Source organism: Paracoccus versutus (genome assembly GCF_000763885.1).
Lineage (GTDB): Bacteria > Pseudomonadota > Alphaproteobacteria > Rhodobacterales > Rhodobacteraceae > Paracoccus > Paracoccus versutus.
This window is the reverse complement of record NZ_JRKO01000029.1, coordinates 1-23,764: the sequence shown is the minus strand read 5'-3', so window position 1 is coordinate 23,764 and position 23,764 is coordinate 1. Positions and strand designations below refer to the sequence as shown.

25 protein-coding genes are annotated in these 23,764 nt (G+C 68.8%); 15 read left to right on the top strand and 10 right to left on the bottom strand.

Annotated features, from left to right (window positions below; all coding sequences use genetic code 11):
• Positions 1–14 precede the first annotated feature (14 nt).
• The gene (locus tag IT40_RS14205; RefSeq protein ID WP_036756360.1) at positions 15–755 is read right to left on the bottom strand and encodes an RNA methyltransferase; all 741 of its coding nucleotides are present in this window, start codon (positions 753–755) and stop codon (positions 15–17) included.
• A gap of 76 nt (positions 756–831) precedes the next feature.
• Here IT40_RS14205 and IT40_RS14200 point away from each other — a divergent pair, with 76 nt between their 5' ends.
• From IT40_RS14200 to IT40_RS26785, 3 genes are all read left to right on the top strand, one after another.
• Positions 832–1,443 carry a thiamine phosphate synthase gene (locus IT40_RS14200; RefSeq protein WP_036756358.1) on the top strand — a complete coding sequence of 204 codons (612 nt, stop codon included), beginning with the start codon at positions 832–834 and terminating at the stop codon, positions 1,441–1,443.
• 186 nt (positions 1,444–1,629) lie between these two features.
• Positions 1,630–3,189, top strand: coding sequence for a glutamine-hydrolyzing GMP synthase (gene guaA, locus IT40_RS14195; protein ID WP_036756355.1), 1,560 nt, complete (start codon positions 1,630–1,632; stop codon positions 3,187–3,189).
• 184 nt (positions 3,190–3,373) lie between these two features.
• A complete protein-coding gene (locus IT40_RS26785) occupies positions 3,374–4,183 on the top strand; it encodes a GNAT family N-acetyltransferase (RefSeq protein WP_052095947.1) in 810 nt (269 codons plus the stop codon).
• 6 nt (positions 4,184–4,189) lie between these two features.
• Here the strand turns inward: IT40_RS26785 and IT40_RS14185 are convergent, their stop codons facing one another.
• The 6 genes from IT40_RS14185 to alr all read right to left on the bottom strand — a co-directional run bounded on the left by IT40_RS14185 (position 4,190) and on the right by alr (position 9,357).
• Complete coding sequence (locus tag IT40_RS14185; protein ID WP_036756353.1) at positions 4,190–5,119, bottom strand: CBS domain-containing protein; 930 nt, start codon at positions 5,117–5,119, stop codon at positions 4,190–4,192.
• Positions 5,116–5,640, bottom strand: coding sequence for an rRNA maturation RNase YbeY (gene ybeY / locus IT40_RS14180; protein ID WP_052095945.1), 525 nt, complete (start codon positions 5,638–5,640; stop codon positions 5,116–5,118). The genes IT40_RS14185 and ybeY overlap by 4 nt, the downstream gene beginning before the upstream one ends.
• The gene (locus IT40_RS14175) at positions 5,633–6,730 is read right to left on the bottom strand and encodes a PhoH family protein (RefSeq protein ID WP_036756350.1); all 1,098 of its coding nucleotides are present in this window, start codon (positions 6,728–6,730) and stop codon (positions 5,633–5,635) included. Before IT40_RS14175 ends, ybeY begins: the two co-directional genes overlap by 8 nt.
• A gap of 115 nt (positions 6,731–6,845) precedes the next feature.
• The gene (locus IT40_RS14170; RefSeq protein ID WP_036756347.1) at positions 6,846–7,583 is read right to left on the bottom strand and encodes an ABC transporter ATP-binding protein; all 738 of its coding nucleotides are present in this window, start codon (positions 7,581–7,583) and stop codon (positions 6,846–6,848) included.
• Positions 7,583–8,341, bottom strand: a complete 759-nt coding sequence (locus IT40_RS14165) for an MlaE family ABC transporter permease (protein ID WP_036756345.1) — start codon at positions 8,339–8,341, stop codon at positions 7,583–7,585. Before IT40_RS14165 ends, IT40_RS14170 begins: the two co-directional genes overlap by 1 nt.
• Complete coding sequence (alr, locus tag IT40_RS14160; RefSeq protein WP_036756342.1) at positions 8,338–9,357, bottom strand: alanine racemase; 1,020 nt, start codon at positions 9,355–9,357, stop codon at positions 8,338–8,340. The genes IT40_RS14165 and alr overlap by 4 nt, the downstream gene beginning before the upstream one ends.
• Before the next feature lie 159 nt (positions 9,358–9,516).
• Here alr and IT40_RS14155 point away from each other — a divergent pair, with 159 nt between their 5' ends.
• The 8 genes from IT40_RS14155 to IT40_RS14125 all read left to right on the top strand — a co-directional run bounded on the left by IT40_RS14155 (position 9,517) and on the right by IT40_RS14125 (position 16,119).
• Complete coding sequence (locus IT40_RS14155; protein WP_036756338.1) at positions 9,517–11,049, top strand: acyl-CoA carboxylase subunit beta; 1,533 nt, start codon at positions 9,517–9,519, stop codon at positions 11,047–11,049.
• A 24-nt stretch (positions 11,050–11,073) separates the two neighbouring features.
• Positions 11,074–11,727, top strand: coding sequence for a DUF6497 family protein (locus IT40_RS14150; RefSeq protein ID WP_036756336.1), 654 nt, complete (start codon positions 11,074–11,076; stop codon positions 11,725–11,727).
• Between the two features lie 196 nt (positions 11,728–11,923).
• Positions 11,924–12,055 carry a hypothetical protein gene (locus tag IT40_RS30495; RefSeq protein ID WP_255469682.1) on the top strand — a complete coding sequence of 44 codons (132 nt, stop codon included), beginning with the start codon at positions 11,924–11,926 and terminating at the stop codon, positions 12,053–12,055.
• Positions 12,056–12,148: 93 nt separating this feature from the next.
• Positions 12,149–12,562 carry a hypothetical protein gene (locus tag IT40_RS14145; protein WP_036756333.1) on the top strand — a complete coding sequence of 138 codons (414 nt, stop codon included), beginning with the start codon at positions 12,149–12,151 and terminating at the stop codon, positions 12,560–12,562.
• 145 nt (positions 12,563–12,707) lie between these two features.
• Positions 12,708–12,953 (top strand): hypothetical protein, encoded by a 246-nt coding sequence (locus IT40_RS14140; RefSeq protein ID WP_011749921.1) that lies wholly within the window; start codon positions 12,708–12,710, stop codon positions 12,951–12,953.
• Between the two features lie 66 nt (positions 12,954–13,019).
• Positions 13,020–13,232 carry a hypothetical protein gene (locus IT40_RS14135; protein ID WP_036756331.1) on the top strand — a complete coding sequence of 71 codons (213 nt, stop codon included), beginning with the start codon at positions 13,020–13,022 and terminating at the stop codon, positions 13,230–13,232.
• 117 nt (positions 13,233–13,349) lie between these two features.
• Positions 13,350–15,407, top strand: a complete 2,058-nt coding sequence (locus IT40_RS14130) for an acetyl-CoA carboxylase biotin carboxylase subunit (protein WP_036756329.1) — start codon at positions 13,350–13,352, stop codon at positions 15,405–15,407.
• 49 nt (positions 15,408–15,456) lie between these two features.
• Entirely contained in the window at positions 15,457–16,119 is a 663-nt protein-coding gene (locus IT40_RS14125) for a hypothetical protein (RefSeq protein ID WP_036756327.1), read from the top strand.
• On the opposite strand, the gene IT40_RS28655 is transcribed toward IT40_RS14125, so the two are convergent.
• Positions 16,085–16,276, bottom strand: a complete 192-nt coding sequence (locus IT40_RS28655) for a hypothetical protein (protein ID WP_036756324.1) — start codon at positions 16,274–16,276, stop codon at positions 16,085–16,087. The genes IT40_RS14125 and IT40_RS28655 overlap by 35 nt on opposite strands.
• A 102-nt stretch (positions 16,277–16,378) precedes the next feature.
• A complete protein-coding gene (locus IT40_RS14115) occupies positions 16,379–16,906 on the bottom strand; it encodes a DUF4174 domain-containing protein (protein WP_036756322.1) in 528 nt (175 codons plus the stop codon).
• Positions 16,907–16,963: 57 nt separating this feature from the next.
• On the opposite strand from IT40_RS14115, the gene scpA reads away from it, so the two are divergent.
• The 4 genes from scpA (at position 16,964) to IT40_RS14095 (ending at position 21,925) form a co-directional block, all read left to right on the top strand.
• Positions 16,964–19,108 carry a methylmalonyl-CoA mutase gene (gene scpA / locus IT40_RS14110; protein WP_036756318.1) on the top strand — a complete coding sequence of 715 codons (2,145 nt, stop codon included), beginning with the start codon at positions 16,964–16,966 and terminating at the stop codon, positions 19,106–19,108.
• A 109-nt stretch (positions 19,109–19,217) separates the two neighbouring features.
• A complete protein-coding gene (locus IT40_RS14105) occupies positions 19,218–19,703 on the top strand; it encodes a GNAT family N-acetyltransferase (protein WP_036756449.1) in 486 nt (161 codons plus the stop codon).
• Positions 19,704–19,995: 292 nt separating this feature from the next.
• On the top strand, positions 19,996–20,529 hold the full coding sequence (locus IT40_RS14100; RefSeq protein WP_036756314.1) for a hypothetical protein: 534 nt from the start codon (positions 19,996–19,998) through the stop codon (positions 20,527–20,529).
• A 79-nt stretch (positions 20,530–20,608) separates the two neighbouring features.
• Positions 20,609–21,925 carry a homoserine dehydrogenase gene (locus IT40_RS14095; protein ID WP_036756311.1) on the top strand — a complete coding sequence of 439 codons (1,317 nt, stop codon included), beginning with the start codon at positions 20,609–20,611 and terminating at the stop codon, positions 21,923–21,925.
• Positions 21,926–22,394: 469 nt separating this feature from the next.
• Here the strand turns inward: IT40_RS14095 and IT40_RS14090 are convergent, their stop codons facing one another.
• Positions 22,395–23,558, bottom strand: a complete 1,164-nt coding sequence (locus IT40_RS14090) for a YncE family protein (RefSeq protein ID WP_036756448.1) — start codon at positions 23,556–23,558, stop codon at positions 22,395–22,397.
• Between the last annotated feature and the right edge of the window lie 206 nt (positions 23,559–23,764).

The following is a 23,764-nucleotide window of genomic DNA, read 5'->3' as shown; positions in this document are numbered from 1 at the left end:
CGCCCGGAAATCAATCAGCCGCGGCGGATCAACTGCCGCAGCATGCCGTGGAAGATGCGCGTGTCGGCGCGGGTCAGGGGCAGCCGCGACCAGAGGTTGCGCAATGTCAGCTTCATCGCCGGCGCCTTCTCGGGCGGGAAAAAGAAGCCGGCCTCGTCCAGCCGCTCTTCCCAGTGATCGGCCAGTCGCTCGATCTCCAGCCGCGTCGCCTGGACCTCGCCATCGGGGCGGCGGCCATGCGGGGCGGGCTCGGGCGGCAGGCTGTCCTGCGCCCATTCATAGCCGGCCAGCAGCACCGCCTGCGCCAGGTTCAGCGAGGGGAAGTCGGGATTGACCGGCACGGTGATGATGGCATTGGCGCGCGCCACGTCCTCGTTCTCCAGCCCCGCGCGCTCGGGGCCGAAGATCACCGCGACCCGGCCGCCCTGCGCGACCCGGCCGCGGGCATCCGCCATGGCCGTGGCCGGGGTCAGTACCGGCTTGGTCAATTCGCGCCCGCGGGCGGTGGTGGCATAGGCGTGATCGACATCGGCCATCGCCTCGGCCAGGGTCGCGAAAACCCGCGCCCGGTCCAGCACCCGGCCGGCCGCGCCCGAGGCCATGGCCACGGCGCGCGGGTTCGGCCAGCCGTCGCGCGGCGCCACCAGGCGCATGTCGCTCAGGCCGAAATTCAGCATGGCGCGCGCGGCCGCGCCGATGTTTTCGCCCATCTGCGGGCGGACAAGGATGATCGCCGGTTCCATGGCCGCGGCCATATCCTTCCGCAGACCCACTGGCAAGGCGCGCGGCGCTGCGCTATCTGCTGGCGGAACTCCAGGGGATGACAGCGCCATGACAGACCAGCCCAATTCGCCGCAACTCTACCTGATCGCCCCGGTCGGCGCGGCCGCCTCGACGCTGGGCCCGATGCTGGCCGAGGTCATGGACCGCTTTCCCGTCGCCTGCCTGCGCATCCCCGGCGCCGGCACCGAGGAGGAGCTGGGCCGCATCGCCGATCTGGCGCGCGAGATCGCCCATGCCCGCGACGTGGCGGTGGTGATCGAGGACCATGTCCAGCTGGCGCAGCGCCACGGGCTGGACGGCGTGCATCTGACCAATGGCGCGCGCGGCGTGCGCCATGCCCGCAAGGAACTGGGGCAGGACGCCATCGTCGGCACCTTCTGCGGCGCCTCGCGCCACGACGGCATGAACGCGGCCGAGGCGGGGGCGGATTACGTCAGCTTCGGCCCCTGCGGCGCCACCGCGCTCGGCCATGGCGAGACCGCGCCGCTGGACCTGTTCCAATGGTGGTCCGAGATGATCGAGATCCCTGTGGTCGCCGAGGGCGCCCTGACCCCCGCGCTGATCGGCCAGCTGGCCCCCGTCGCCGATTTCATCGCGCTGGGGGCAGAGATCTGGTCCGAACCGGACCCGGCCGAAGCCCTGGGGATTCTCTGGCGCTGACGGCCCTTGCCGCGGCGTTGCATGGGTATTTGAACAACAGAGAAGGCCAGCCGTCGCGCCTCTGCCGGCAGCGCGGCTCGATCGGGGTCCGTCGCCTTCTCTGTTGTTCAAATACCCATGCGGCGGTGCAGCCGGCGATGCGTCAGCCCCCTTGCGAAGCGCCATGCCGCAGCCTAAAGCCTTGCCATGACCCAGCATCAGCGCCTTCTCATCATCGATTTCGGCTCCCAGGTCACGCAGCTGATTGCGCGCCGCCTGCGCGAGCTGAACGTCTATTGCGAAATCCACCCGTTCAACGCGGTGGACGACGCCTTCCTGAAAGCCTTTGCCCCGCAGGCCGTGATCCTGTCGGGCGGGCCGGCCTCGGTCACGCAGGCGGATTCGCCGCGCGCGCCGCAGGGGCTTTTCGATCTGGGGGTGCCGGTCTTCGGCATCTGCTATGGCCAGCAGGTGATGATGGAGCAGCTGGGCGGCCGCGTCGAATCGGGCCATCACGCCGAATACGGCCGCGCCTTCATCGCACCCGCCGAGGGCCACAAGGGCGACGGCATCTTCTCGGGCCTGTTCGAGACCGGCCGCGAGGAGGTCTGGATGAGCCATGGCGACCGGGTGACGCAGCTCGCGCCCGGCTTCGAGGTCATCGGCACCTCGCCCAATGCCCCCTTCGCCATGATCGCGGACGAGGCGCGCCGCTTCTTCGCCGTGCAGTTCCACCCCGAGGTGCATCACACTCCGAACGGCCGGATCATGCTGGAGAACTTCGTCCGCATGGCCGGCTTCACCGGCGACTGGACCATGGCCTCCTATCGCCAGGAGGCGATCCGCAAGATCCGCGAGCAGGTCGGGGACAAGCGGGTGATCTGCGGGCTTTCGGGCGGCGTCGACAGTTCGGTCGCCGCGGTGCTGATCCACGAGGCGATTGGCGACCAGCTGACCTGCGTCTTCGTCGATCACGGGCTTTTGCGGCTGAACGAGGCCGAGGAAGTCGTGACCATGTTCCGCGACAACTACAACATCCCGCTGATCCATGCCGACGAGAGCGAGCTGTTCCTGTCGGCTCTGGAAGGCGTCAGCGACCCCGAGGTCAAGCGCAAGACCATCGGCAAGCTGTTCATCGACGTGTTCCAGAAATACGCGAGCGGGATCGAAGGCGCGGAATTCCTGGCCCAGGGCACGCTTTACCCCGACGTGATCGAATCGGTCAGCTTCTCGGGCGGGCCCTCGGTCACGATCAAGAGCCACCACAACGTCGGCGGCTTGCCCGAGAAGATGGGGCTGAAGCTGGTCGAGCCGCTGCGCGAACTCTTCAAGGACGAGGTCCGCGCGCTTGGCCGCGAACTCAGCCTGCCCGAGAAATTCATCGGCCGCCATCCCTTTCCCGGTCCCGGCCTTGCCATCCGCTGTCCGGGCGAGATCGCCCGCGACAAGCTGGAGATCCTGCGCAAGGCGGATGCGGTCTTCATCGACCAGATCCGCAAGCACGGGCTTTACGACGAGATCTGGCAGGCCTTCGTCGCCATCCTTCCCGTCCGCACCGTCGGCGTCATGGGCGACGGGCGCACCTACGACTATGCCTGCGCCTTGCGCGCGGTGACCTCGGTCGATGGCATGACGGCGGATTACTATCCCTTCAGCCACCAGTTCCTGGGCGAGACCGCGACGCGGATCATCAACGAGGTCAAGGGCATCAACCGCTGCACCTATGACATCACCTCGAAGCCACCGGGCACGATCGAGTGGGAATGACCCCGAGGGGCGGCCGCTGCGCCGCCCTTTTCGTTTCAGGGGCCGCATTCGGGGCAAGGCGCGGCTTTGCAAATTGACAAGGACGGCGCAATGCCGCCCGATAAGGTTATCGCTGCTAACGGTTCCGGCCGCGGGAAGCCGCCGTCGTCCATCGTTGCGGCCTGTTCACGACGAGGATCTTGCCATGAGTTGCGCCTGCGGACAGAACCACAACCACGCCCCCCCGCCCATCCTGGGCGGCGAGGAGATCCCCCTGGAAAAACCGCTGGTCTCGCTGACCGGCCGGCTGATCTGCAAGGATGCGGCCCAGATGATGCTGGCCATGGACCTGCTGACCGAGCATGTCGCGCTGAGCCGGGCCGAACCCGGCAACCTGCGCTTCGACCTGTGGCAGTCCGAGGATCCGCTGGTCTGGGAACTGAACGAGCTTTACGCCGGCGACGAGGCTTTCGAAGCGCATCGTGCCCGGCTGGAACATAGCCGCTGGGGCCGCGAGAGCCACGGCATCGGGCGCGATTTCACCCGCAGCGATCCCCTGCCGCGTATCCGGGCCGAGTTGGCGCATGATCGCGCCGCGGTGTCCGACCTGCTGGCGCGCGCCTTCGACGGCCCGGCCGAGGCGCGGCTGGTCGAGGCCCTGCGCGGGGCGGGCGACCTTGCGCTGTCGCTGGTGGCCGAGGCCGAGGGCACGGTGATCGGCCATATCGCCCTGTCGCCGCTGGCGGCCGAGGGGCCGGCCCTGGCGCTGGCGCCGCTGGCAGTGCATCCCGCCGTGCAGTCGCGCGGCATCGGCACGGCGCTGGTCCGCGCCGCCCTGGCGGCATTCGACGACCATACCATCGTGGTGCTGGGCGATCCGGCCTATTACCGCCGCTTCGGCTTTGTCCCGGCCGACCTGGAATCGCCCTATGCCGGGCCGCATCTGATGGCGCTGGGGCCGCGGCTGCCCGCAGGCAGCCGCATCGTCCATGCGCCGGCCTTCGCCGGGCTCTGAGCCGGCTCAGCCTTCGGCCGGGGGTGGCGGCTCGGGTTGCGGCAACCGCAGCCGCACCCGCTTGACCCGGCGCGGATCGGCGTCGATGATCTCGAACTCGGCGCCGCTTTCATGCGGGATCACCTCGCCGCGCACCGGCACGCGGCCGGTCAGCATGAAGATCAGCCCGCCCAGCGTGTCGATCTCTTCCTCTTCCTCGTCGGTCGCCAGGCGCAGGCCGGTCTGGGCCTCGACATCCTCCAGCGCGGCGCGGGCCTGGATCAGCCATTGGCCGGGCTGTTCCTGGATCACCAGGCCGCCTTCGATCTCGTCATGCTCGTCCTCGATCTCGCCGATGACCTGTTCGATCAGGTCCTCGATGGTGACGAGCCCGTCCACCCCGCCATATTCGTCGATCACCAGCGCCATGTGGATGCGCTTCTGCTGCATCTGCTGCAGGAGAACGCCGATGGGCATCGAGGGCGGCACGTAAAGCAGCGGCCGCAGCATCGGGCGCAGCGCGAACTTGACCGGAGCCTTGGCGCCGAAGCCGTATTTCAGCGCCAGATCCTTCAGGTGGATCAGCCCCAGCGGGCTGTCCAGCGTGCCGCGAAACACCGGGATGCGGGAAAAGCCGTGTTCGCGGAACATCTCGACCAGTTCGGGCAGGGTGGCCGTGACCGGCGCGGCGACGATCTCGGCCTTGGGCACGGCCACGTCGTCGACGCGCATCCGCCGCAGGTTGACCATCCCCGGAACGCCCGCCGGCGGGGCGGCAGGGCCCCTGTCGCGGGCCTCGGCGCCGGCCGGCTCGGCCTCGCCGCCGCCGAATGCGCCCAGGATGCGCCCCAGAAAGCCGCGCGATTGCGGCAGGTCACGCCCGTCCCCGCCTGTGCCATCCGCCCATGAGGCGGGTTCGGCGGAAACGGGCGTGTCGGGACTTCGGTCGTTGGTCATGTCTCATGTTCCAGGTAAGGGTCGGGGATGCCCAGCTTGCCCAGGATCGAGCGTTCGGCATCCTCCATGGTTTCGGCATCCTCGTCGTCGATATGGTCATAGCCTGCAAGATGCAGCATGGCATGGACCAGCAGATGCATGGCGTGATCGGCGAAGGGCTTGCCCTGCGCCTCGGCCTCGCGCAGGCAGGTGTCGTAGGCGATGGCGATGTCGCCCAGTTCCTCGACCTCGGGCGGTTCGGGATGGGCGCCGGGCAGGCGCGCATCGAACTCGACCGCGGGCCAGCTCAGCACGTTGGTCGGCTTGGGCTTGCCGCGGAACTCGGCGTTCAGCGCGGCGATGCGGGCGTCGTCGCAGCCCATGACGACGATCTGGAACGCGCCCAGATCCAGCCATTCGCCGACCGCGCGCGCCGCGCGCTCGGCCATGGCGGGCAGGCCGGCGTCCTCCCAGCGGTCGTCCTCCAGCACGATGTCGACGATCTCCAGCGCCTCGTTGGGCGCATCGGCGCTGTCAGGCATCGCCCTGCCCCCCCGAGGCCAGCCGCGGCTCGCGCCGCGGGATGCGCTGGCCGCGCTCGTCGAAGATCTCGCCGCGGGCCAGCGCCGCCTCGGCCTCGGCGTCATAGGCCTCGATGATGCGGGCGACCAGCGTATGGCGCACCACGTCCTTGGCGGTGAAATAGCTGAAGCTGATGCCCTTGATGTCCTTGAGGATCTTTTCGGCCTCGACCAGGCCGGAATGCACGCCGCGCGGCAGGTCGATCTGGGTGCGGTCGCCGGTGACGACCATGCGCGAGCCCTCGCCAAGCCGGGTCAGGAACATCTTCATCTGCATGGTGGTGGCGTTCTGCGCCTCGTCCAGCACCACGAAGCTGTTCGACAGCGTGCGGCCGCGCATGAAGGCCAGGGGCGCGATCTCGATGCGCTTTTCCTCCATCAGCTTCTGCACCTGCTTGGCCGGCAGGAAGTCGTTCAGCGCGTCATAGAGCGGCTGCATGTAGGGATCGACCTTTTCCTTCATGTCGCCGGGCAGGAAGCCCAGCCGCTCGCCCGCCTCGACGGCGGGGCGCGACAGGATGATGCGATCCACATGGCCGCCGATCAGCATGGTCACGCCCACGGCCACCGCCAGATAGGTCTTGCCGGTGCCGGCCGGGCCGATGCCGAAGGCCAGCTCGTTGGCGAACAGCGCGCGGACATAGTCCTTTTGCGCATCGGTGCGCGGCTCGACGGTCTTCTTGCGGGTGCGCAGCTCGATCGGGCCGGTCTGGAACATCTCCAGCTGCTCGGCCGGGCTGGGGCCGTCGACCACCGTCTCGGCCCCCATGCGCAGCGCCGCCTCGACCTCGGCCATCTCGACCGGGCGGCCCTGCTCCAGCCGGGCGTAAAGCGCGCGCAGCACCTGCGCCGCCTCGGCCTGGGCCTCGACCGGACCCACGACGGACAGAAGGTTGCCGCGTCGCAGGATATGCACCTTCAGCGCCTCCTCGATCCGCGCGAGATAGCGGTCATGCGGGCCGCAGAGGTCGATCAGCAGCCGGTTGTCGTGAAATTCCAGCAGGGTTTCGCCGGGGGTCGCGGTCGCGGGATGCGTAGGGGTCAGACCCAAATTCGTCTCCGAGGTGGGGTTCTCAGTAACTCATGGTTGCAACTGAGCGGGATTCGCACAAGGGGTGCGGGCCCGCAGTTTCGGATTTGCCGTCGATTCGGCGAAAAAACGGACATCACGCCTGCGGCCCGCGCGCCATGGGCCGGGCGCGCCCTGCGACGAAATCACGCAGGTAATCGTCCTCGGCCGCGTCCATTTCCGCCACCCCTCCCTGCCAGCGGACCCGTCCGCGATCCAACAGCGCCACCCGGTCGGCGATGGCGCGCACCGAGCTCATGTCATGGGTGATGGTGATGGCGGTGGCGCCGGTCTCGTCGACGATGCCGCGGATCAGCGCATTGATCGCCGCGGCCCGGATCGGGTCCAGCCCGGTCGTCGGCTCGTCGAAGAAGATCACCTTCGGGTCGGCGGCGATGGCGCGGGCCAGCCCGGCGCGCTTGCGCATCCCGCCCGAGAGTTCCGCCGGGTAAAGATCCGCCACCTCGGGGCCCAGGCCGACGCGGGCCAGCTTTTCGATGGCAATGGCGCGGGCGCGCGCCTTGGGCATGGTCCGCAGCAGGCGAAAGGCGACGTTGCGCCAGACCGGCAGGCTGTCGAACAGCGCCGCGTTCTGGAACAGCATGCCGAAGCCCTCCATGAAGGCGGCGCGCCGGCCGGCCAGCGGCTGGCCCTGCCACAAGACCGCGCCGGCATCGGGCGTCTCCAGCCCCAGGATGCAGCGCAAAAGCACCGATTTCCCGGTGCCCGAGCCGCCGATGACCACCAGGCTTTCGCCCTGGGCCAGGTCCAGCTCGACCCCGTCCAGCACCCGCTTGGCGCCATAGGCTTTGCAAATCCCGCGCACCGCCAGCATCAGAAGAACAGCCCCGTCAGCGCGAAATTCGCGGCCAGGATGCCGACCGAGGCGGCGACCACGGCATTGGTCGTGGCCCGTCCGACGCCCGCGGCACCGCCCGCCGCCGTCATGCCGAACCAGCAGCCCGACAGCGCCACGATCAGCCCGAACACGGCGCCCTTCAGCAGGCCCGAGACCACGTCCCAGCTTTCCAGATAGGCCCAGGAATTGGACAGGTAGATCGCCGAGTTGAACCCCAGCGCATTCACCCCGATCAGCCAGCCGCCCATGATGCCGATCACGTCGCCCACGCCGACCAGCACCGGCACGCACAGCAGCGCCGCCCACAGCCGGGGCGAGACCAGCCAGCCCATGGGATCGGTGGACAGCGTCACCAGCGCATCGATCTGTTCGGTGACGCGCATGGTGCCCAGTTCGGCGGCGATGGCGCTGGCGACGCGGGCCGCGACCATCAGCCCGCCCAGGACCGGGCCAAGCTCGCGCGCCATGCCGATGGCGACGATGGCCGGCACCACGTCGCCGGCCTGGAACCGCTCGCCCCCGGAATGGATCTGCAAGGCCAGCGCCGCGCCGGTGAACAGCGCCGTCAGCCCGACCACCGGCAGCGACAGCCAGCCGATCTGCATGACCTGCCGCGCCAGTTCCGCCGGATGCTGCCCGATGCCGGCCAGGCCGCGCAGGGCAAAGATCGTCACCCGCCCGGTCAGCCGGGTCAGACCGATCACCGCCCTGCCGGTCAGCCGGGCCGGGTTCACAGCCAGCGACGCTCGTAGCGCCGGCCCAGCGAGGTCAGGATCTCGTATCCGATGGTGCCCGACAGCGCCGCCAGGGCGTCCACGCCCTGCCGCGCGTTCAGGATCTCCAGCGCCGGGGGCACGTCGGGCAGGTCGGTCACGTCGACGGTGATCAGGTCCATCGAGATGCGGCCGATCACCGGGCAGGCGCGCTCGCCCGACCAGAGCGTCAGCTTGCCGTCCCGCGCCAGGGCCCGCGCCAGCCCGTCGGCATAGCCCGCCGCCACCGTCGCCACCCGCGACGGCCGCGCGGCCGTCCAGGCATAGCCGTAGCCCACGGATTCGCCGGGGCGCACCTCGCGCGTCTGGATCACCGGCAAGGCCAGCGTGACCACGGGCTGCGCATCGCCGAACGGCTCGCCGCCGTAAAGCCCGATGCCCGGCCGCACCAGGTCGAAATGATAGTCCGGCCCCAGCAGGATGCCCCCCGTCGCGGCCAGCGAGCGCGGCACGGCCACGCCCTCGGTCATGGCGCGGAAGGTGGCGAGTTGCTGGGCATTGGCCGCATGGTCCGGCTCGTCGGCGCAGGCCAGGTGCGACATGATCAGCGCCGGGCCGGCCGCCAGGGCCTCGGTGCGGATGGCGGCCCATTCGCCGGGCTCGATCCCCAGCCGGTTCATGCCGCTGTCCAGCTGGATGCCGAAAGGCCCGCGCGGCCGCAGCGCCCGGTCGCGGAAGAACTGCTCGGGACTGTTCAGCAGCGGGATCAGCCCGGCCAGGTCCGCACCCTCCATATGGCCCGACAGCACGAAGATGCGCGCATCCTCGGGCAGAAGCGGCCGGATCGCCCGCCCCTCGCCGGCCAGCGCCACGAAGAAATCCCGCGCCCCCGCCGCGTAAAGCGCCGGGGCCACGCGATCCGCGCCCAGACCATAGGCGTCGGCCTTGACCACCGCCGCCGCCCGCGCGCCCTGGGCCTTGGCCGCGAGCGCTTTCCAATTGGCCACGACGGCCGCAAGATCAATGACGAGTCCCATGGCAGCGGCATGGCTCTTGCCCTTGCCCGCGTCAAGGGTTTTAGCAATTTTGCTGTTTGCAGCGAAATTATCTAGCATATTTTGCAAATATTCGCCTTTCCGCTTCCCGCACCCGCGCCAAGCCGGTAGTTTGCGCCAAACCGGAAAGGGAGACGGCTCATGAAGGACATCCTGGGCGAACTGGAATCGCGCCGCCGCGATGCGCGGCTGGGCGGCGGGCAGCGGCGCATCGACGCCCAGCACGCCCGCGGCAAGCTGACCGCGCGCGAGCGGCTCGAGCTGTTGCTGGACGAGGGGTCGTTCGAGGAATTCGACATGTTCGTCCGCCACCGCTCGACCGATTTCGGCATGGAGGAGGACCGCCCCTATGGCGACGGCGTCGTCACCGGCTGGGGCACGATCAACGGCCGCATGGTCTATGTGTTCTCGCAGGACTTCACCGTCTTCGGCGGCTCGCTGTCGGAAACCCATGCGCAGAAGATCTGCAAGATCATGGACATGGCGGTGCAGAACGGCGCGCCGGTGATCGGGCTGAACGATTCCGGCGGCGCGCGGATCCAGGAGGGCGTGGCCAGCCTTGCCGGCTATGCCGACGTGTTCCAGCGCAACATCATGGCCTCGGGCGTGGTGCCGCAGATCAGCGTCATCATGGGCCCCTGCGCCGGCGGCGCGGTCTATTCGCCGGCGATGACCGACTTCATCTTCATGGTCAAGGACACCAGCTACATGTTCGTGACCGGCCCGGACGTGGTCAAGACGGTGACGAACGAGGTGGTGACGGCCGAACAGCTGGGCGGCGCCTCGACCCATACCAAGAAAAGCTCGGTCGCCGACGGCGCCTTCGAAAACGACGTCGAGGCCATGTCGGAAATCCGCCGTCTGGTCGACTTCCTGCCGCTCAACAACCGCGAAAAGGCGCCGAGCCGGCCGTTCTTCGACGACCCGGCCCGCGTCGAATCCAGCCTCGACACGCTGATCCCCGACAACCCGAACCAGCCCTACGACATGAAGGAGCTGATCCTGAAGGTCGCGGACGAGGGCGATTTCTACGAGATCCAGAAGGATTTCGCCGGCAATATCATCACCGGCTTCATCCGCATCGAGGGCCAGACCGTCGGCGTCGTCGCCAACCAGCCGATGGTGCTGGCCGGCTGCCTCGACATCGACTCGAGCCGCAAGGCCGCGCGCTTCGTGCGCTTCTGCGACGCCTTCGAGATCCCGATCCTGACTTTCGTGGACGTGCCGGGCTTCCTGCCGGGCACCGGGCAGGAATATGGCGGCGTCATCAAGCATGGCGCCAAGCTGCTCTTTGCCTATGGCGAGGCGACGGTGCCGAAAGTGACCGTCATCACCCGCAAGGCCTATGGCGGGGCCTATGACGTCATGGCCTCCAAGCACCTGCGCGGCGATTTCAACTATGCCTGGCCCACGGCGGAAATCGCGGTGATGGGCGCCAAGGGCGCGGTCGAGATCCTGTATCGCAGCGAGCTGGGCGATACCGACAAGATCGCCAACCGCACCAAGGATTACGAGGACCGCTTTGCCAATCCCTTCGTCGCCGCCGAGAAAGGCTTCATCGACGAGGTGATCCAGCCGCATTCGACCCGCCGCCGCGTCGCGCGCGCCTTTGCCAGCCTGCGCGGCAAGAAGCTGTCGAACCCCTGGAAGAAGCACGACAACATCCCGCTGTAACGGCGGGAGACCGAGGGAGGAAACATGTCGGGAGTTGCGGTGATCGGCCTTGCGCTGGTGCCCTCGGCCGTTCTGGCCGGGTTGGCCGGCGCCGCCCTCGCGCAAGAGCCGGGGGCGGACATCACCCTGCCCTCGGGCGCGGTGGTGCGCTGGCTGGAGACCCGCCACGACAATTCCGGCGGCATGGGCCTGACCTATCGCTTTCGCTTCGTCATGCCCGACCTGGCGCAGCGCGTGCCCGCGACCGTCGGTCCCGCCTCGGACTTTGCGCCGGACGAGGCGCGCGCGCCGATCGAGATCGACACCGAAAGCGACGAGGCCTGGGAGGACGAGGCCGATGACGGGCTGATCGACCCGGCCACGCTGGAGGATCTGGCCCAGGCGGACCTTCCCGACCCGGCCGACGAAGAGGCCGCCGACGCCCTGGTCGGCGCCCCGGTCCTGCCCGCCGCGCCCGATGTGCTGGCCCAGGATCCGGTGCATGAGGACATCGTCTGGCTGTGCGAGAACTGGGCCTTGCCCCGCATCGCCGCCCCCGCGCCGCGGCCCAGCCAGATCGTCATCAGCCTGGCCGACCGCGAGATTCCTTTTGGCGCCTTCGACCCCGAGGCGGTGCAGGTCTTCGAGGCGTTCGGCCTGCCGCCCGACCGCGACGCCTGCGAATGGGAGCCATGGTGATGTCTGCGGTGATGCCCGCCCTTTGCCACCCTGATGCAAGCCTGCCACAGCGCCAGGCACCCGCACGACTGCGGCCTCAACGCGCCTGTCGGCGCTTCGCGGCGCTGGCTATCATGCCGCCGCGGTCGCATGAGGCGGCCGAATCTCAACCGAGCAGTCGGGACTTGTCGGTCCCGCATCACAGGAGCACGACGACATGTCGAAAAAGCTTGCACTCGCCCTCGTCCTGGTCGGCCTCGCCGCAGCCTGCGCCAAGAAAGAGCCGGAAGTCGCCCCGATTCCGGTCCAGCCCGAGCCTGTTTTCCAGGGCAAATACGGCGCCAACTAAGCCATTGGCCGCGCGCGGGCTGCCTGGCGGCCCGCGCCATCTGCGTTCCGCCCGGCCCCCGCGCGACAACGCAATCCTGCAAGGGGGCAAGACATGCTGAAGCATCGCGGCTTTCCGGGCCGCCTTCCCGGCACCGATTTCCAGTTCATCATCCGCCGCGCCAACAAGAAGGGCGCGACACCCCTGGTCCGGCGCGAGCGCTATCGCGACCGCAAGCCGGCCGACCGCCGCGCCGATACCGCCTTCCTGGCGGCCTTGATCCAGCATTTCGGCGAGGAACCCTTTGCCCGCGGCAACCTGGATGCCGGGCGGCTGTCCTGGCTGATCGGCCGCGAGGTGATCGCGGTCGGCAAGCTTGATCCCACCGATTACGACCAGCTGCTGCGCGTCGACATGAAGCGCGCCGAGGCAAGCTTTCCCGAGCTTTTCGCCCAGGACGCCCCGGAGTTCGACTGGGACGATGCCGGCTGGGACGAGGGCGACTGGGACGACGAGGACGAAGACTGATGGCCGGCCGAAGGATGGGCGGATTGCCGCGTAGTCTTGTCTTTTCACACCGTTGTCAGTTTCTTCCGGGGTTGGCGCGTGCAATATTGTGCGCACCTCTATCACCAACGGCCCGGAAGCGGGTCCATAATACAGGCAAAACGCTATGCAAAAATCCGTCATCCTTCGTCTTTCCGGCGCGGTCCTGCTGGTCGCCGGCCTTGCCGCCTGCGAACAGGGCTATGGCGGCGGCTCGACCCTTTCGCCCGACGCGCAGCGCGCGGCCGGCGGCGCGCTGGCCGGTGCGGCCGTGGCAAAGATCATCGACGGTGACGTGGCCACCGGCGCGCTCATCGGCGCCGCGGGCGGTGCGCTCTGCGACGACGCCGGCGTCTGCCAGCGCCGCTACTGATTTCAACAGGGCGGCAGGCGCTGCACCGACGGCTCGCGCCACCGCCCGCATCCCGGAGCAAACGAGATGTCCAAGAAACTCGTCCTCGTGCTTGGTCTCGGTCTGTTCGGCCTGGCCGGCTGCACCCAAGGCATCAATCCGACCGACATGGACCGCGGCATCATCGGTGCCGGTGTCGGCGCAACCGCTGCCCATGTGGGCGGCCATGATGTCGCCAAGGGCGCGGCGATCGGCGCCGTCGCCGGTGCGCTTTGCGACGACGTGCGGCTTTGCCAATAACGCCTTCGCCACGCTGACGGCGCGCCCGCGCGCGCCGGCCCAGCCTTTTTCCAGCCGTCCCGGCAGCCTGCCGGGGCGGCTTTTTCACGTTCGGGATCTGCCCCAAGGGAAAGAAGCATGTTCAAGAAAATCCTGATCGCCAACCGGGGCGAGATCGCCTGCCGGGTCATCAAGACCGCCAAGAAGATGGGCATCCAGACCGTCGCCGTCTATTCCGACGCCGACCGCAATGCGCTGCATGTCAAGATGGCCGACGAGGCGATCCACATCGGCCCGCCGCCCGCGAACCAGTCCTATATCGTGATCGACAAGATCATGGAGGCGATCCGCCGGACCGGCGCCGAGGCGGTGCATCCCGGCTATGGCTTCCTGTCCGAGAACATGAAATTCGCCGAGGCGCTGGAGAAGGAAGGCGTCACCTTCATCGGCCCGCCCTCGCCCGCCATCGAGGCGATGGGTGACAAGATCACCTCGAAGAAACTGGCGCAGGAGGCCGGGGTCAGCACGGTTCCGGGCTACATGGGCCTGATCGCCGATGCCGACGAGGCGGTGAAGATCTCGGGCCAGATCGGCTATCCGGTGATGATCAAGGCCAGCGCCGGCGGCGGCGGCAAGGGCATGCGCATCGCCTGGAACGACCAGGAGGCGCGCGAGGGCTTCGAATCCTCGAAGAACGAGGCGGCGAACAGCTTTGGCGACGACCGCATCTTCATCGAGAAATTCGTCACCCAGCCCCGGCATATCGAGATCCAGGTGCTGGCCGACAAGCACGGCAATTGCGTCTATCTGCATGAGCGCGAATGCTCGATCCAGCGCCGCAACCAGAAGGTGATCGAGGAGGCGCCCTCGCCCTTCCTGGACGAGGCGACGCGCAAGGCCATGGGCGAGCAGGCCTGCGCGCTGGCCAAGGCGGTGGGCTACACCTCGGCCGGCACGGTCGAATTCATCGTCGATGCGCAGAAGAACTTCTACTTCCTGGAAATGAACACCCGCCTGCAGGTCGAGCACCCGGTGACGGAACTGATCACCGGCATCGACCTGGTCGAGCAGATGATCCGCGTCGCCGCGGGCGAGCCGCTGCCCTTTGCCCAGGCGGACCTGAAGATCAACGGCTGGGCCATCGAAAGCCGGCTTTACGCCGAGGATCCCTATCGCAACTTCCTGCCCTCGATCGGGCGGCTGACCCGCTATCGCCCGCCGGCCGAGACCGCGGCCGGCCCGATGCAGGCCGCCGACACCTGGGTGCCCGCCCATCCCGGCGACCACCCGCCGGCGGCCGCGACCGGGGTGCGCAACGATACCGGCGTCTACGAGGGCGGCGAGATCAGCATGTATTACGACCCGATGATCGCCAAGCTCTGCACCTGGGCACCCAGCCGGGCCGAGGCCATCGAGCAGATGCGCCTGGCGCTGGACGAGTTCGAGGTCGAGGGCATCGGCCACAACCTGCCCTTCCTGTCGGCGGTGATGGACCATCCGAAATTCGTCTCGGGCGAGATTTCCACGGCCTTCATCGCCGAGGAATATCCCGACGGCTTCCTGGGCGCGACCCTGCCCGAGGCCGAGATCACCCGCGTCGCCGCCTCGGCCGCGGCCATGCACCGGGTCGCGGAGATCCGCCGCACCCGCATCTCGGGGCGGCTCGACAACCATGAACGCCATGTGGGCGAGCATTGGGTCGTCTTCGTCGCCGGCAAGGAGATCCCGGTGCGCATCACCGCCGACCGCCAGGGCTCGACGGTCGAGATCGACGGGCGCAAGCTGCGGGTCGAAAGCGACTGGCTGCCCGGCCAGTCGCTGGCGCGGCTGTCGGTCGATGGCGCCCCCCTGGTGATGAAGGTGGACCGGCTGCCCTCGGGCTTCCGGCTGCGGGTGCGCGGCGCGGACCTCAAGACCTATGTCCGCCGTCCGCGCGCCGCCGAGCTGGCGCGGCTGATGCCCGAGAAGCTGCCGCCCGACACCTCGAAATTCCTGCTTTGCCCGATGCCGGGCCTGGTGGTCAGGATCAATGTCGAGGCCGGGGACGAGGTGCAGGAGGGCCAGGCGCTGGCCACGGTCGAGGCGATGAAGATGGAAAACATCCTGCGCGCCGAAAAGAAGGCCGTGGTGAAATCCGTGAACGCCAAGCCGGGCGAAAGCCTCAAGGTCGATGACGTGATCATCGAGTTCGAGTGACGGGAAACCGCCGGGCGCCCGCCAGCGCCCGGCACGAGGATCGGGAACCATGCCGCTTCTGGACGACTATCTCAGCCCCCATGCGCAGCAGGCGTTGATCGCCGGGCTGTTCATCGCCGCGGGCTGGTGGGTCGTCGCCTTCCAGAACCGCCGGCGCGACGCCAAGCTGCGCGCCGAGCGGGTCGGCGACGTGCAGCGCGCGCTGCTGGCCGAGATCCGCGCCCATGTCGTGGCGCTGGAAGCGCAGCGGCTGGACGAGGACGAGGCGCAGCGGCTGCTGGACAGCCTGCGCGACAGCGGCCGGGTGCCGGTGATCCCGACCCAGGCCAACGACCGGATCTTTGCCGCCATCCTCGACGAGGTGCATGTCCTTCCGGCCTCGGTCATCGACCCGGTCGTGACCTATTACCGGCAGCTTTCGGTCATGGCCGCCTTTGCCGAGGCGATCCGCAGCCAGGCCAGGAAGGACGCGGCCCGCGCGGTCGAGATGTTCGGGGATTACCTGGGACTGACCGAAGCGGCGCGCGAGACCGGGCACGAGGCGATGCGGCTGCTCATGGCCAGCATCTTCGGCGGCGAGCGGGCGGTTCAGGAATTGCTGCAACAGGAGGAACGGACGAGCGCCGGGCGCATCGCCGCCGCCCTGCCCGGCGAATTGGCGGAACTGCGCGACCGCCTCAGTAGGCGATCTTCGGACCGGAGCGGCCTTTGATGGGTTTCAGACCGACGATGATGGCCATCTCATTGGCGGTGCGGGCACGGGCCAGCCGCTCGGCCAGCGAGGCCGCGACCGGGCCCGGTTTGGGCTGGCCGGACACCGTCGCCGGGGCGGGTTCTTCCGTCGCGCGCAGCAAGGGCGTTTTGGCCATCGAGCTTCTCCTTGTCACCGGGCATCCGTGCGGCCCTGTCCCCAAGATAATGCCTGGGCGGCCGTCCCGCAACGGAATCGCTGCGATTTTCGCCATGCCGCGTCACGGCAGGCCGGCGCGGCCGATTTCCTGCAGGCGCAGCGGGAACTTGTCGATGGCCCGCGTGATCTCGCGCACCGACCAGGGCACGGGCTTGCGCTGCTTGACCTGGCCGTCCTTGTCCATCAGCACCAGCGAAAACCCCTCGGGGCGCAATTGCCGGCGCCAGATGCTTGCCGCCGCCGGCTCGGTATCGGTGACGACCACCACGTCGCGGGCGATCAGCGGCGCCGGGTCGCGCTGCAAGGCGGCCAGCTGCTCGATGAAGGCCGGATCGGCGGCGGTATCGGCAAAGATCACCACCGGCCGGGCCTGCCACCTGAACTCGGCCGGATCGGCCTCGGCGGCGGGCAGCACCGTCAATTCGCCCGCAGGCGTTTCGGGACGCGCGGGCGTCCCCGTCTCGCTGCGCGCGGCGGGCACTTCGCCGCGGACATATGGGCGATGGCCGTCGGCCTCGCCTTCGGGCCTTGGACCCATCGCCGCCACCAGCGGCACCACGACCAGCAAAATCAACCGTTTCAGTTTCATCGCCCCCTCTTCTCCTCATTCATATAAGAGCCGAGGGGCCATGGGAAAGGATGCAAGATGACCGAAAGCACGAAAGCCGCCCTCGATGAATGGCGCCGGCTCGCCAGCAAGGAGCTGAAAGGCGCCGATCCCGACAGCCTGACCTGGCACACGCTGGAGGGGATCGAGGTCAAGCCGCTTTACACCGAGGCGGACGTGAAGAGCCTGGATCACCTGGACAGCCTGCCCGGCATCGAGCCCTTCACCCGCGGCCCGCGCGCCACCATGTATGCCGGCCGGCCCTGGACCATCCGGCAATATGCCGGCTTCTCGACGGCCGAGGAATCGAACGCCTTCTATCGCAAGGCGCTGGCCGCCGGGCAGCAGGGCGTCTCGGTCGCCTTCGACCTGGCGACGCATCGCGGCTATGACAGCGACCACCCCCGCGTCGAGGGCGACGTGGGCAAGGCCGGCGTCGCCATCGACAGCGTCGAGGACATGAAGATCCTGTTCGACGGCATCCCGCTGGACAAGGTGTCGGTCTCGATGACCATGAACGGCGCGGTGATCCCGATCCTGGCGAATTTCATCGTCACCGGCGAGGAACAGGGCCATTCCCGCGCCGTGCTGTCGGGCACGATCCAGAACGACATCCTCAAGGAGTTCATGGTCCGCAACACCTATATCTATCCGCCCGAGCCCTCGATGCGGATCATCGCGGACATCATCGAATACACCTCGAACGAGATGCCCAAGTTCAACTCGATCTCGATCTCGGGCTATCACATGCAGGAGGCGGGGGCGAACCTGGTGCAGGAGCTGGCCTATACGCTGGCCGACGGGCGCGAATACGTCCGCGCCGCGCTGAAGGCCGGCATGGACGTGGACCAGTTCGCCGGGCGGCTGTCCTTCTTCTTCGCCATCGGCATGAACTTCTTCATGGAGGCGGCCAAGCTGCGCGCCGCCCGCCTGCTGTGGACGCGGATCATGAAGGAATTCGACCCCAAGAAGCCGGGCAGCCTGATGCTGCGCACGCATTGCCAGACCTCGGGCGTCAGCCTGCAGGAACAGGATCCCTACAACAACGTGGTCCGCACCGCCTATGAGGCGATGGCGGCGGCGCTGGGGGGCACGCAGTCGCTGCACACCAACGCGCTGGACGAGGCCATCGCGCTGCCGACCGAGTTCAGCGCCCGCATCGCCCGCAACACCCAGCTGATCCTGCAGGAGGAAACCGGCATCACCCATGTCGTCGATCCGCTGGCGGGCAGCTATTACGTCGAGAGCCTGACCGCGCAGCTGGCCGAGAAGGCCTGGGCGCTGATCGAGGAGGTCGAGGCCATGGGCGGCATGACCAAGGCCGTCGCCTCGGGGATGCCCAAGCTGCGCATCGAGGAGACGGCGGCCCGCCGCCAGGCCCAGATCGACCGCGGCGAGGAGGTGATCGTCGGCGTGAACAAGTATCGCCTGGCCAAGGAGGATCCGATCGACATCCTCGACATCGACAACATGAAGGTGCGCGACGCCCAGATCGCGCGGCTGCACAAGATGCGCGAGACGCGGGACGAGGCGAAATGCCAGGCGGCGCTGGCCGAGCTGTCGCGCCGGGCGAAGGAAGGCGGCAACCTGCTGGAAGCCGCGGTCGAAGCCGCGCGGGCGCGCGCTTCTGTGGGAGAGATCAGCATGGCGATGGAAAAGGAATTCGGCCGCCACCGCGCCGAGGTCAAGACCCTGGCCGGCGTCTATGGCGCCGCCTATGAGGGCGACGACGGTTTCGCGCAGATCCAGCGCGACGTCGAGGCCTTCGCCGAGGAGGAAGGTCGCCGCCCGCGCATGCTGGTGGTCAAGATGGGCCAGGACGGCCACGACCGCGGCGCCAAGGTGATCGCCACCGCCTTCGCCGACATCGGCTTCGACGTCGACGTGGGGCCGCTGTTCCAGACCCCCGAGGAAGCGGCGCAGGACGCCATCGACAACGACGTGCATGTGGTGGGGATTTCCTCGCAGGCGGCGGGCCACAAGACCCTGGCGCCCAAGCTGATCGCGGCGCTGAAGGAGCAGGGCGCGGGCGACATCATCGTGATCTGCGGCGGCGTGATCCCGCAGCAGGACTACGATTTCCTGAAGAAGGCCGGCGTGAAGGCGATCTTCGGGCCGGGGACCAACATCCCCGCGGCGGCGCGCGACATCCTCGGCCTGATCCGCGCGGCACGGGCGGCATGACAAGCCTGCGGCCGGGGCGCCCGGCGTCGCGGCCGCATGGGTATTTGGGGAACGAAGAAGCGCGCGGCCCTTGCCCGACGGGCGGCGCCGTGAGGGAGGCCCGGCAATGATGCTGCGTCCTGTTGCCGAGGGGGACATTCCGGCGATCCTGGCGTTCTGGAACCCGCTGATCCGCGAGACCACGATCACCTTTTCCAGCGAGGAGAGGACGGCAGAGGGGCTGGCGCGGATGATCGCCGGCCGCCGGGCCGCCGGGCGGGCGTTCCTGGTCGCCGAAGAGGCGGGCGCGGTCCTGGGGCTGGCGAGCTATGACCAGTTTCGCGCCGGCAACGGCTATGCCCATTGCATGGAGCATACCGTGATCCTGTCCCCCGCCGCGCGCGGGCGCGGGATCGGCCGGGCGCTGATGGCGGCACTGGAGGATCACGCCCGCGCCGGGGGCGCGCATGGCATGATCGCCGCCGTCTCGGCCGAGAACGGCACCGGTCTCGCCTTTCACCGCGCCATCGGCTATCGCCAGGTCGGGCTGGTGCCGCAGGCGGGGCGCAAGTTCGGCCGCTGGCTGGACCTGGTGCTGCTGCAAAAGATCCTCTGACCCGGCTTGCCTGCCGCCGGGCGCTATGGAAAACTCGTGCCCGGCAGCGCGGGGACAGGATGGACGACGGCAGGGGCAGGCAGATCACCGGCATCGCAGGCAACGGAAAAATCGGCCGCAAAGACATTTTCTTGAGACGCGGGGCGCCCCGAGGGGCCGTGGCCTGCTTGCCGCCCGATGCGGTCCCGCTGCGCGCTCGCGCGCCGCTTGAACCCCGGCGGGCGGCATTCGGCGGGCCGCGGCCTGTGGGCCTGGGCCATGGCCTGCTTCCCCTCGCCCCTATCGGTGCATCATGGCCAGGATAGGCGCGCCGCCCGAGACGCATTACACCCTGCCGCCGGATTTCGCCGCAGCCCTGGGGCAATGCGTGGCGAATTTCGGCTGGCTCGAGGAGATCATCAAGCGCACCATCTATGCGCTGGACCGCGCGCGGCTGGCCGACGACCTGACCGAGGAAGAGCTGCAAAGCTGGCTGACCCGCATGGTCTCGATCGCCGACGATTCCATGGGCACGCTGATCGAGCAGCTCGACGCCGCCATGCGCCGCTATCCCGGCCTGCGCGACCGCAACCGCATCACCGACCGGCTGGCCGAGATCCGCCTGCAGCGCAACCTGCTGTGCCATGCCTCGTGGCGGCCGACCGAGGACAAGGCGCGCTGGCACCCCGCCTTCGTCAACACCAAGGGCGAGGTGCAGCGCCAGCCCCTGGGCATCGCCGACCTGGAGGTCATCCGCGCCGACACGGTCGAGATCGGCACCCGCGTGCTGCGGGTGATGCGGGCGACCGGCGTGCGGGGCTATTGGGCGGGCGACGACGAGGCCTGAGCCGCGGCCGGCAGCCATGCGCGTTGCAACGTGCCGCGCCATCCGCTAACACCGCATCGTCCATAGATAAGAGTTTCATATGTCCGCCCAGAACCAGGGGCAAAACGCCTCTCCGCTTCGTCTCGGCATCGCTGGCCTCGGGACGGTCGGCACCGGCACCGTCAAGATCATCCAGAAACACGCCGCCCTGCTGGCCCTGCGCGCCGGCCGGCCGATCACCGTCACCGCCGTCTGCGCCCGCGACCGGCGCAAGAACCGCGACCTGGACCTGTCCGGCTATGGCTGGGAAGAGGACGCCCGTGCGCTCGCGCTGCGCGAGGACGTGGATGTCTTCGTCGAGCTGATCGGCGGCGACGAGGGCATCGCCCGCGAGGCGGTGACGGCCGCGCTGCGCGCCGGCAAGGACGTGGTGACGGCCAACAAGGCGCTGCTGGCGATCCACGGCCAGGAGCTGGCGGAACTGGCCGAGGCCAATGGCCGGGTGATCCGTTTCGAGGCCGCGGTGGCGGGCGGCATCCCGGTGATCAAGGCGATGACCGAATCGCTTTCCGGCAACGAGATCCGCCGCGTCATGGGCGTCATGAACGGCACCTGCAACTATATCCTGACCCGGATGGAAAGCGCCGGCCTGCCCTATGAGGAGGTCTTCGAGGAGGCGCGGCAGCTGGGCTATCTGGAGGCCGATCCGACGCTGGACGTCGGCGGCATCGACGCCAGCCACAAGCTGGCGATCCTGTCGGCCATCGCCTTCGGCACCCGGCCCAGCTTCGACGCGGTCGAGATCGAGGGCATCGAGCGGGTCAGCATCGACGACATCCGCCGCGCCGCCGACATGGGCTATCGCATCAAGCTTCTGGGCGTGGCGCAGATGACCGGGCGCGGGCTGGAACAGCGCATGTCGCCCTGCCTGGTGCCCGCCGACAGCCCGCTGGGGCAGTTGCAGGGCGGCACCAACATGGTGGTGATCGAGGGCGATGCAGTCGGCCAGATCGTGCTGCGCGGCGCCGGGGCCGGCGAGGGCCCGACCGCCAGCGCGGTGATGTCCGACGTGGTCGAGATCGCGCGCGGCGTGCGGATGCCAAGCTTCGGCCAGCCGGCGGCGACGCTGGCCCGCCCGCAGCCGGCGCGCACGGCGGTGCCGGCGGCCTATTACATCCGCCTGCAACTGACCGACAAGCCGGGGGCGCTGGCCAAGGTGGCGACGGTCCTGGGCGATGCGGGCATCTCGATCGACCGCATGCGGCAATACGGCCATTCCCGCACCGAAGGGGTGGCGCCGGTGCTGATCGTCACCCACAAGACCACGCCCGAGGCCATCGACCATGCCATCGAGGCCCTGCCCCGCACCGGCGTCATCGCCGGCGAGCCGGTCGAGCTGCGGATCGAAGAGGTCTAAGGCGGCCACCGGCCGGCTGCATGGCGACAGGAGCGGTGGAAGCATCGAAGCCGGAGCGCGGTGGCCTTTGCGGCCGGGATTTCCCCTGCCGCCCGCGACAGGCCGGTGATCGCAGGACCACCGCCCCGACGCGCAAGAGGTGAAGACGGCGAAAGGTTCGCCACCGGCGGCCGTCCCCTGGCGATCAATCCCCTCGGGGGCGAGGCTTGCCCTGCGCGTGGCTGCGAAATGCAGTCAGTCGTCGGAACCCCGCCAAAGACGCATCAAGCACCGTCCCCCGCCGGGATCGAAAACCTCGGCCAGGGCGGCGCCGGATCGGATCGCCGGTCCATCCCGGCCCATCGGATCGGTCGAGCCGGGGCGGGATCAGGCCCGCCCCGCCACGATAAATCCGGGCCGGCCGCTTCGCCGGGAGGACCGGTGGTCGGAACCATCCCAAGCCCTGGCGAAGCGGCCAGCGGGCCGAGGCTTATTCGCCCCCTTCGCCCAGCCTTTCCAGGTCGATGCGCAGCAGCGAATCCAGCGCGCCCTCGCGATAGTCCGGGTGGTCCTTGTCATGCGGGGCCTTCACCGTCACGAACAGGGTCCGGCCGTCCTCGCTGACCTCCAGGCTGTTGGGATGGCTGGGCAGTGGGATGCGCTGCTTGACCGCATAATCCTGCGCGTCGATCACCGCCAGGCCGCCGGTGCCGGCCTTGTTCTCGCGCTCGACCCCGCGCCAGGTGGCGTAGATCTCGGACCGCGCCGGGTTATAGGCCACGTCCAGCATGCCGGAGCCGACCGGAACCTGCTTGGCCACCTTGGCCCCGGCGATGTCGAAGACGTAAAGCGCGCCCTTGTTGGCATCGGCCGCAAACAGGCGCTGGCCCTCGGCGTCGATCGCCAGGTTCACGAGGAAATGCTGCGAGGCCTCGGCCCCTTCCTCGGTGGTGGCGCCGGTCGAGATCGCGCCGACCCGCGCACCGGCCGCGTCGATCACCGCGATCTCCTCGATGCCGCCGCCGCTGGCGTAGAAGCGCCCGGCAGCCGCGTCATAGGCGGCGCCGGCGGTCCAGAGCCCGCCCTCGATCCGGTGCAAGAGTTCCCCCGCCTTGGTGTCCACGATCCAGGTCACGCCCTTCTGGCCGGGACTGGTGACGAAGGCGAGGCCCTTTTCCTCATCCAGCGCGATCATGCGGGTATGCTCGAAGCCCTCGCCCTCGGGCTGGCCAAGCTGGATGGTGTCGAGGATCTGCCCGCCCTTCGCGTCGATCACGGTCAGCGAGCCGTCCAGCGTATTGCCGGCGTAAAGCCGCCCGGTGCTGCGGTCCAAGGCCAGCGCGAAGGGCCGGCGCGGCAGCTGGATCTGCCGGATCGGGTGCAGGTCCGCGGCGTCCAGCACATGGATGAAGCCCGGCGTGCCCTTGTCGAAGCTGGGCACCGAGGCGACGAAGACCAGCCCGGCCTCGGCCCAATGCACGGCCTCGTAGGCGCCGGGGATGGAATCGGTGCGGATCACGGCGGGGGCGAACTGGGCCATGCTCATGGCTTCGGGCTCGGCGGGCGCGTCCTGCGCGGCGGCAGGCATGGCCAGCGCCAGCGCCATCAGCGCAGGCAGCGCCATGCGCCATGCGGTCCGGGTCTTCGGTTTCATCGTCATTCTCCTGTTCGGGGCCGCAGGGGCGGCGGTTCGGGGAAAGGCTGGCGGTCCGGCAGGACGGCTGGCGGGAAGATCATTGGCTTGCCAGCGCCTCGACGGGGCTTAGCCTGGCGGCGCGGATGGCGGGGACCAGGCCGAAGGCGGCGCCCATGGCGGTGGCGCCGGCCAGCGCGCCAAGCGCCACGGTGACGGAAAACACC

Excerpts from the sequence above, each read along its gene's own strand:
- ybeY (WP_052095945.1), bottom strand. The coding sequence starts at position 5,640 with ATGCCTGACAGCGCCGATGCGCCCAACGAGGCGCTGGAGATCGTCGAC.
- guaA (WP_036756355.1), top strand. The coding sequence starts at position 1,630 with ATGACCCAGCATCAGCGCCTTCTCATCATCGATTTCGGCTCCCAGGTC.
- IT40_RS14095 (WP_036756311.1), top strand. The coding sequence starts at position 20,609 with ATGTCCGCCCAGAACCAGGGGCAAAACGCCTCTCCGCTTCGTCTCGGC.
- IT40_RS14125 (WP_036756327.1), top strand. The coding sequence starts at position 15,457 with ATGCCGCTTCTGGACGACTATCTCAGCCCCCATGCGCAGCAGGCGTTG.
- IT40_RS28655 (WP_036756324.1), bottom strand. The coding sequence starts at position 16,276 with ATGGCCAAAACGCCCTTGCTGCGCGCGACGGAAGAACCCGCCCCGGCG.
- IT40_RS14115 (WP_036756322.1), bottom strand. The coding sequence starts at position 16,906 with ATGAAACTGAAACGGTTGATTTTGCTGGTCGTGGTGCCGCTGGTGGCG.
- IT40_RS14170 (WP_036756347.1), bottom strand. The coding sequence starts at position 7,583 with ATGCTGGCGGTGCGCGGGATTTGCAAAGCCTATGGCGCCAAGCGGGTG.
- IT40_RS14205 (WP_036756360.1), bottom strand. The coding sequence starts at position 755 with ATGGCCGCGGCCATGGAACCGGCGATCATCCTTGTCCGCCCGCAGATG.
- alr (WP_036756342.1), bottom strand. The coding sequence starts at position 9,357 with ATGGGACTCGTCATTGATCTTGCGGCCGTCGTGGCCAATTGGAAAGCG.
- IT40_RS14135 (WP_036756331.1), top strand. The coding sequence starts at position 13,020 with ATGTCCAAGAAACTCGTCCTCGTGCTTGGTCTCGGTCTGTTCGGCCTG.
- IT40_RS26785 (WP_052095947.1), top strand. The coding sequence starts at position 3,374 with ATGAGTTGCGCCTGCGGACAGAACCACAACCACGCCCCCCCGCCCATC.
- IT40_RS30495 (WP_255469682.1), top strand. The coding sequence starts at position 11,924 with ATGTCGAAAAAGCTTGCACTCGCCCTCGTCCTGGTCGGCCTCGCCGCA.
- IT40_RS14150 (WP_036756336.1), top strand. The coding sequence starts at position 11,074 with ATGTCGGGAGTTGCGGTGATCGGCCTTGCGCTGGTGCCCTCGGCCGTT.
- IT40_RS14130 (WP_036756329.1), top strand. The coding sequence starts at position 13,350 with ATGTTCAAGAAAATCCTGATCGCCAACCGGGGCGAGATCGCCTGCCGG.
- IT40_RS14100 (WP_036756314.1), top strand. The coding sequence starts at position 19,996 with ATGGCCAGGATAGGCGCGCCGCCCGAGACGCATTACACCCTGCCGCCG.
- IT40_RS14145 (WP_036756333.1), top strand. The coding sequence starts at position 12,149 with ATGCTGAAGCATCGCGGCTTTCCGGGCCGCCTTCCCGGCACCGATTTC.
- IT40_RS14090 (WP_036756448.1), bottom strand. The coding sequence starts at position 23,558 with ATGAAACCGAAGACCCGGACCGCATGGCGCATGGCGCTGCCTGCGCTG.
- IT40_RS14105 (WP_036756449.1), top strand. The coding sequence starts at position 19,218 with ATGCTGCGTCCTGTTGCCGAGGGGGACATTCCGGCGATCCTGGCGTTC.
- IT40_RS14155 (WP_036756338.1), top strand. The coding sequence starts at position 9,517 with ATGAAGGACATCCTGGGCGAACTGGAATCGCGCCGCCGCGATGCGCGG.
- IT40_RS14140 (WP_011749921.1), top strand. The coding sequence starts at position 12,708 with ATGCAAAAATCCGTCATCCTTCGTCTTTCCGGCGCGGTCCTGCTGGTC.
- scpA (WP_036756318.1), top strand. The coding sequence starts at position 16,964 with ATGACCGAAAGCACGAAAGCCGCCCTCGATGAATGGCGCCGGCTCGCC.
- IT40_RS14200 (WP_036756358.1), top strand. The coding sequence starts at position 832 with ATGACAGACCAGCCCAATTCGCCGCAACTCTACCTGATCGCCCCGGTC.
- IT40_RS14185 (WP_036756353.1), bottom strand. The coding sequence starts at position 5,119 with ATGACCAACGACCGAAGTCCCGACACGCCCGTTTCCGCCGAACCCGCC.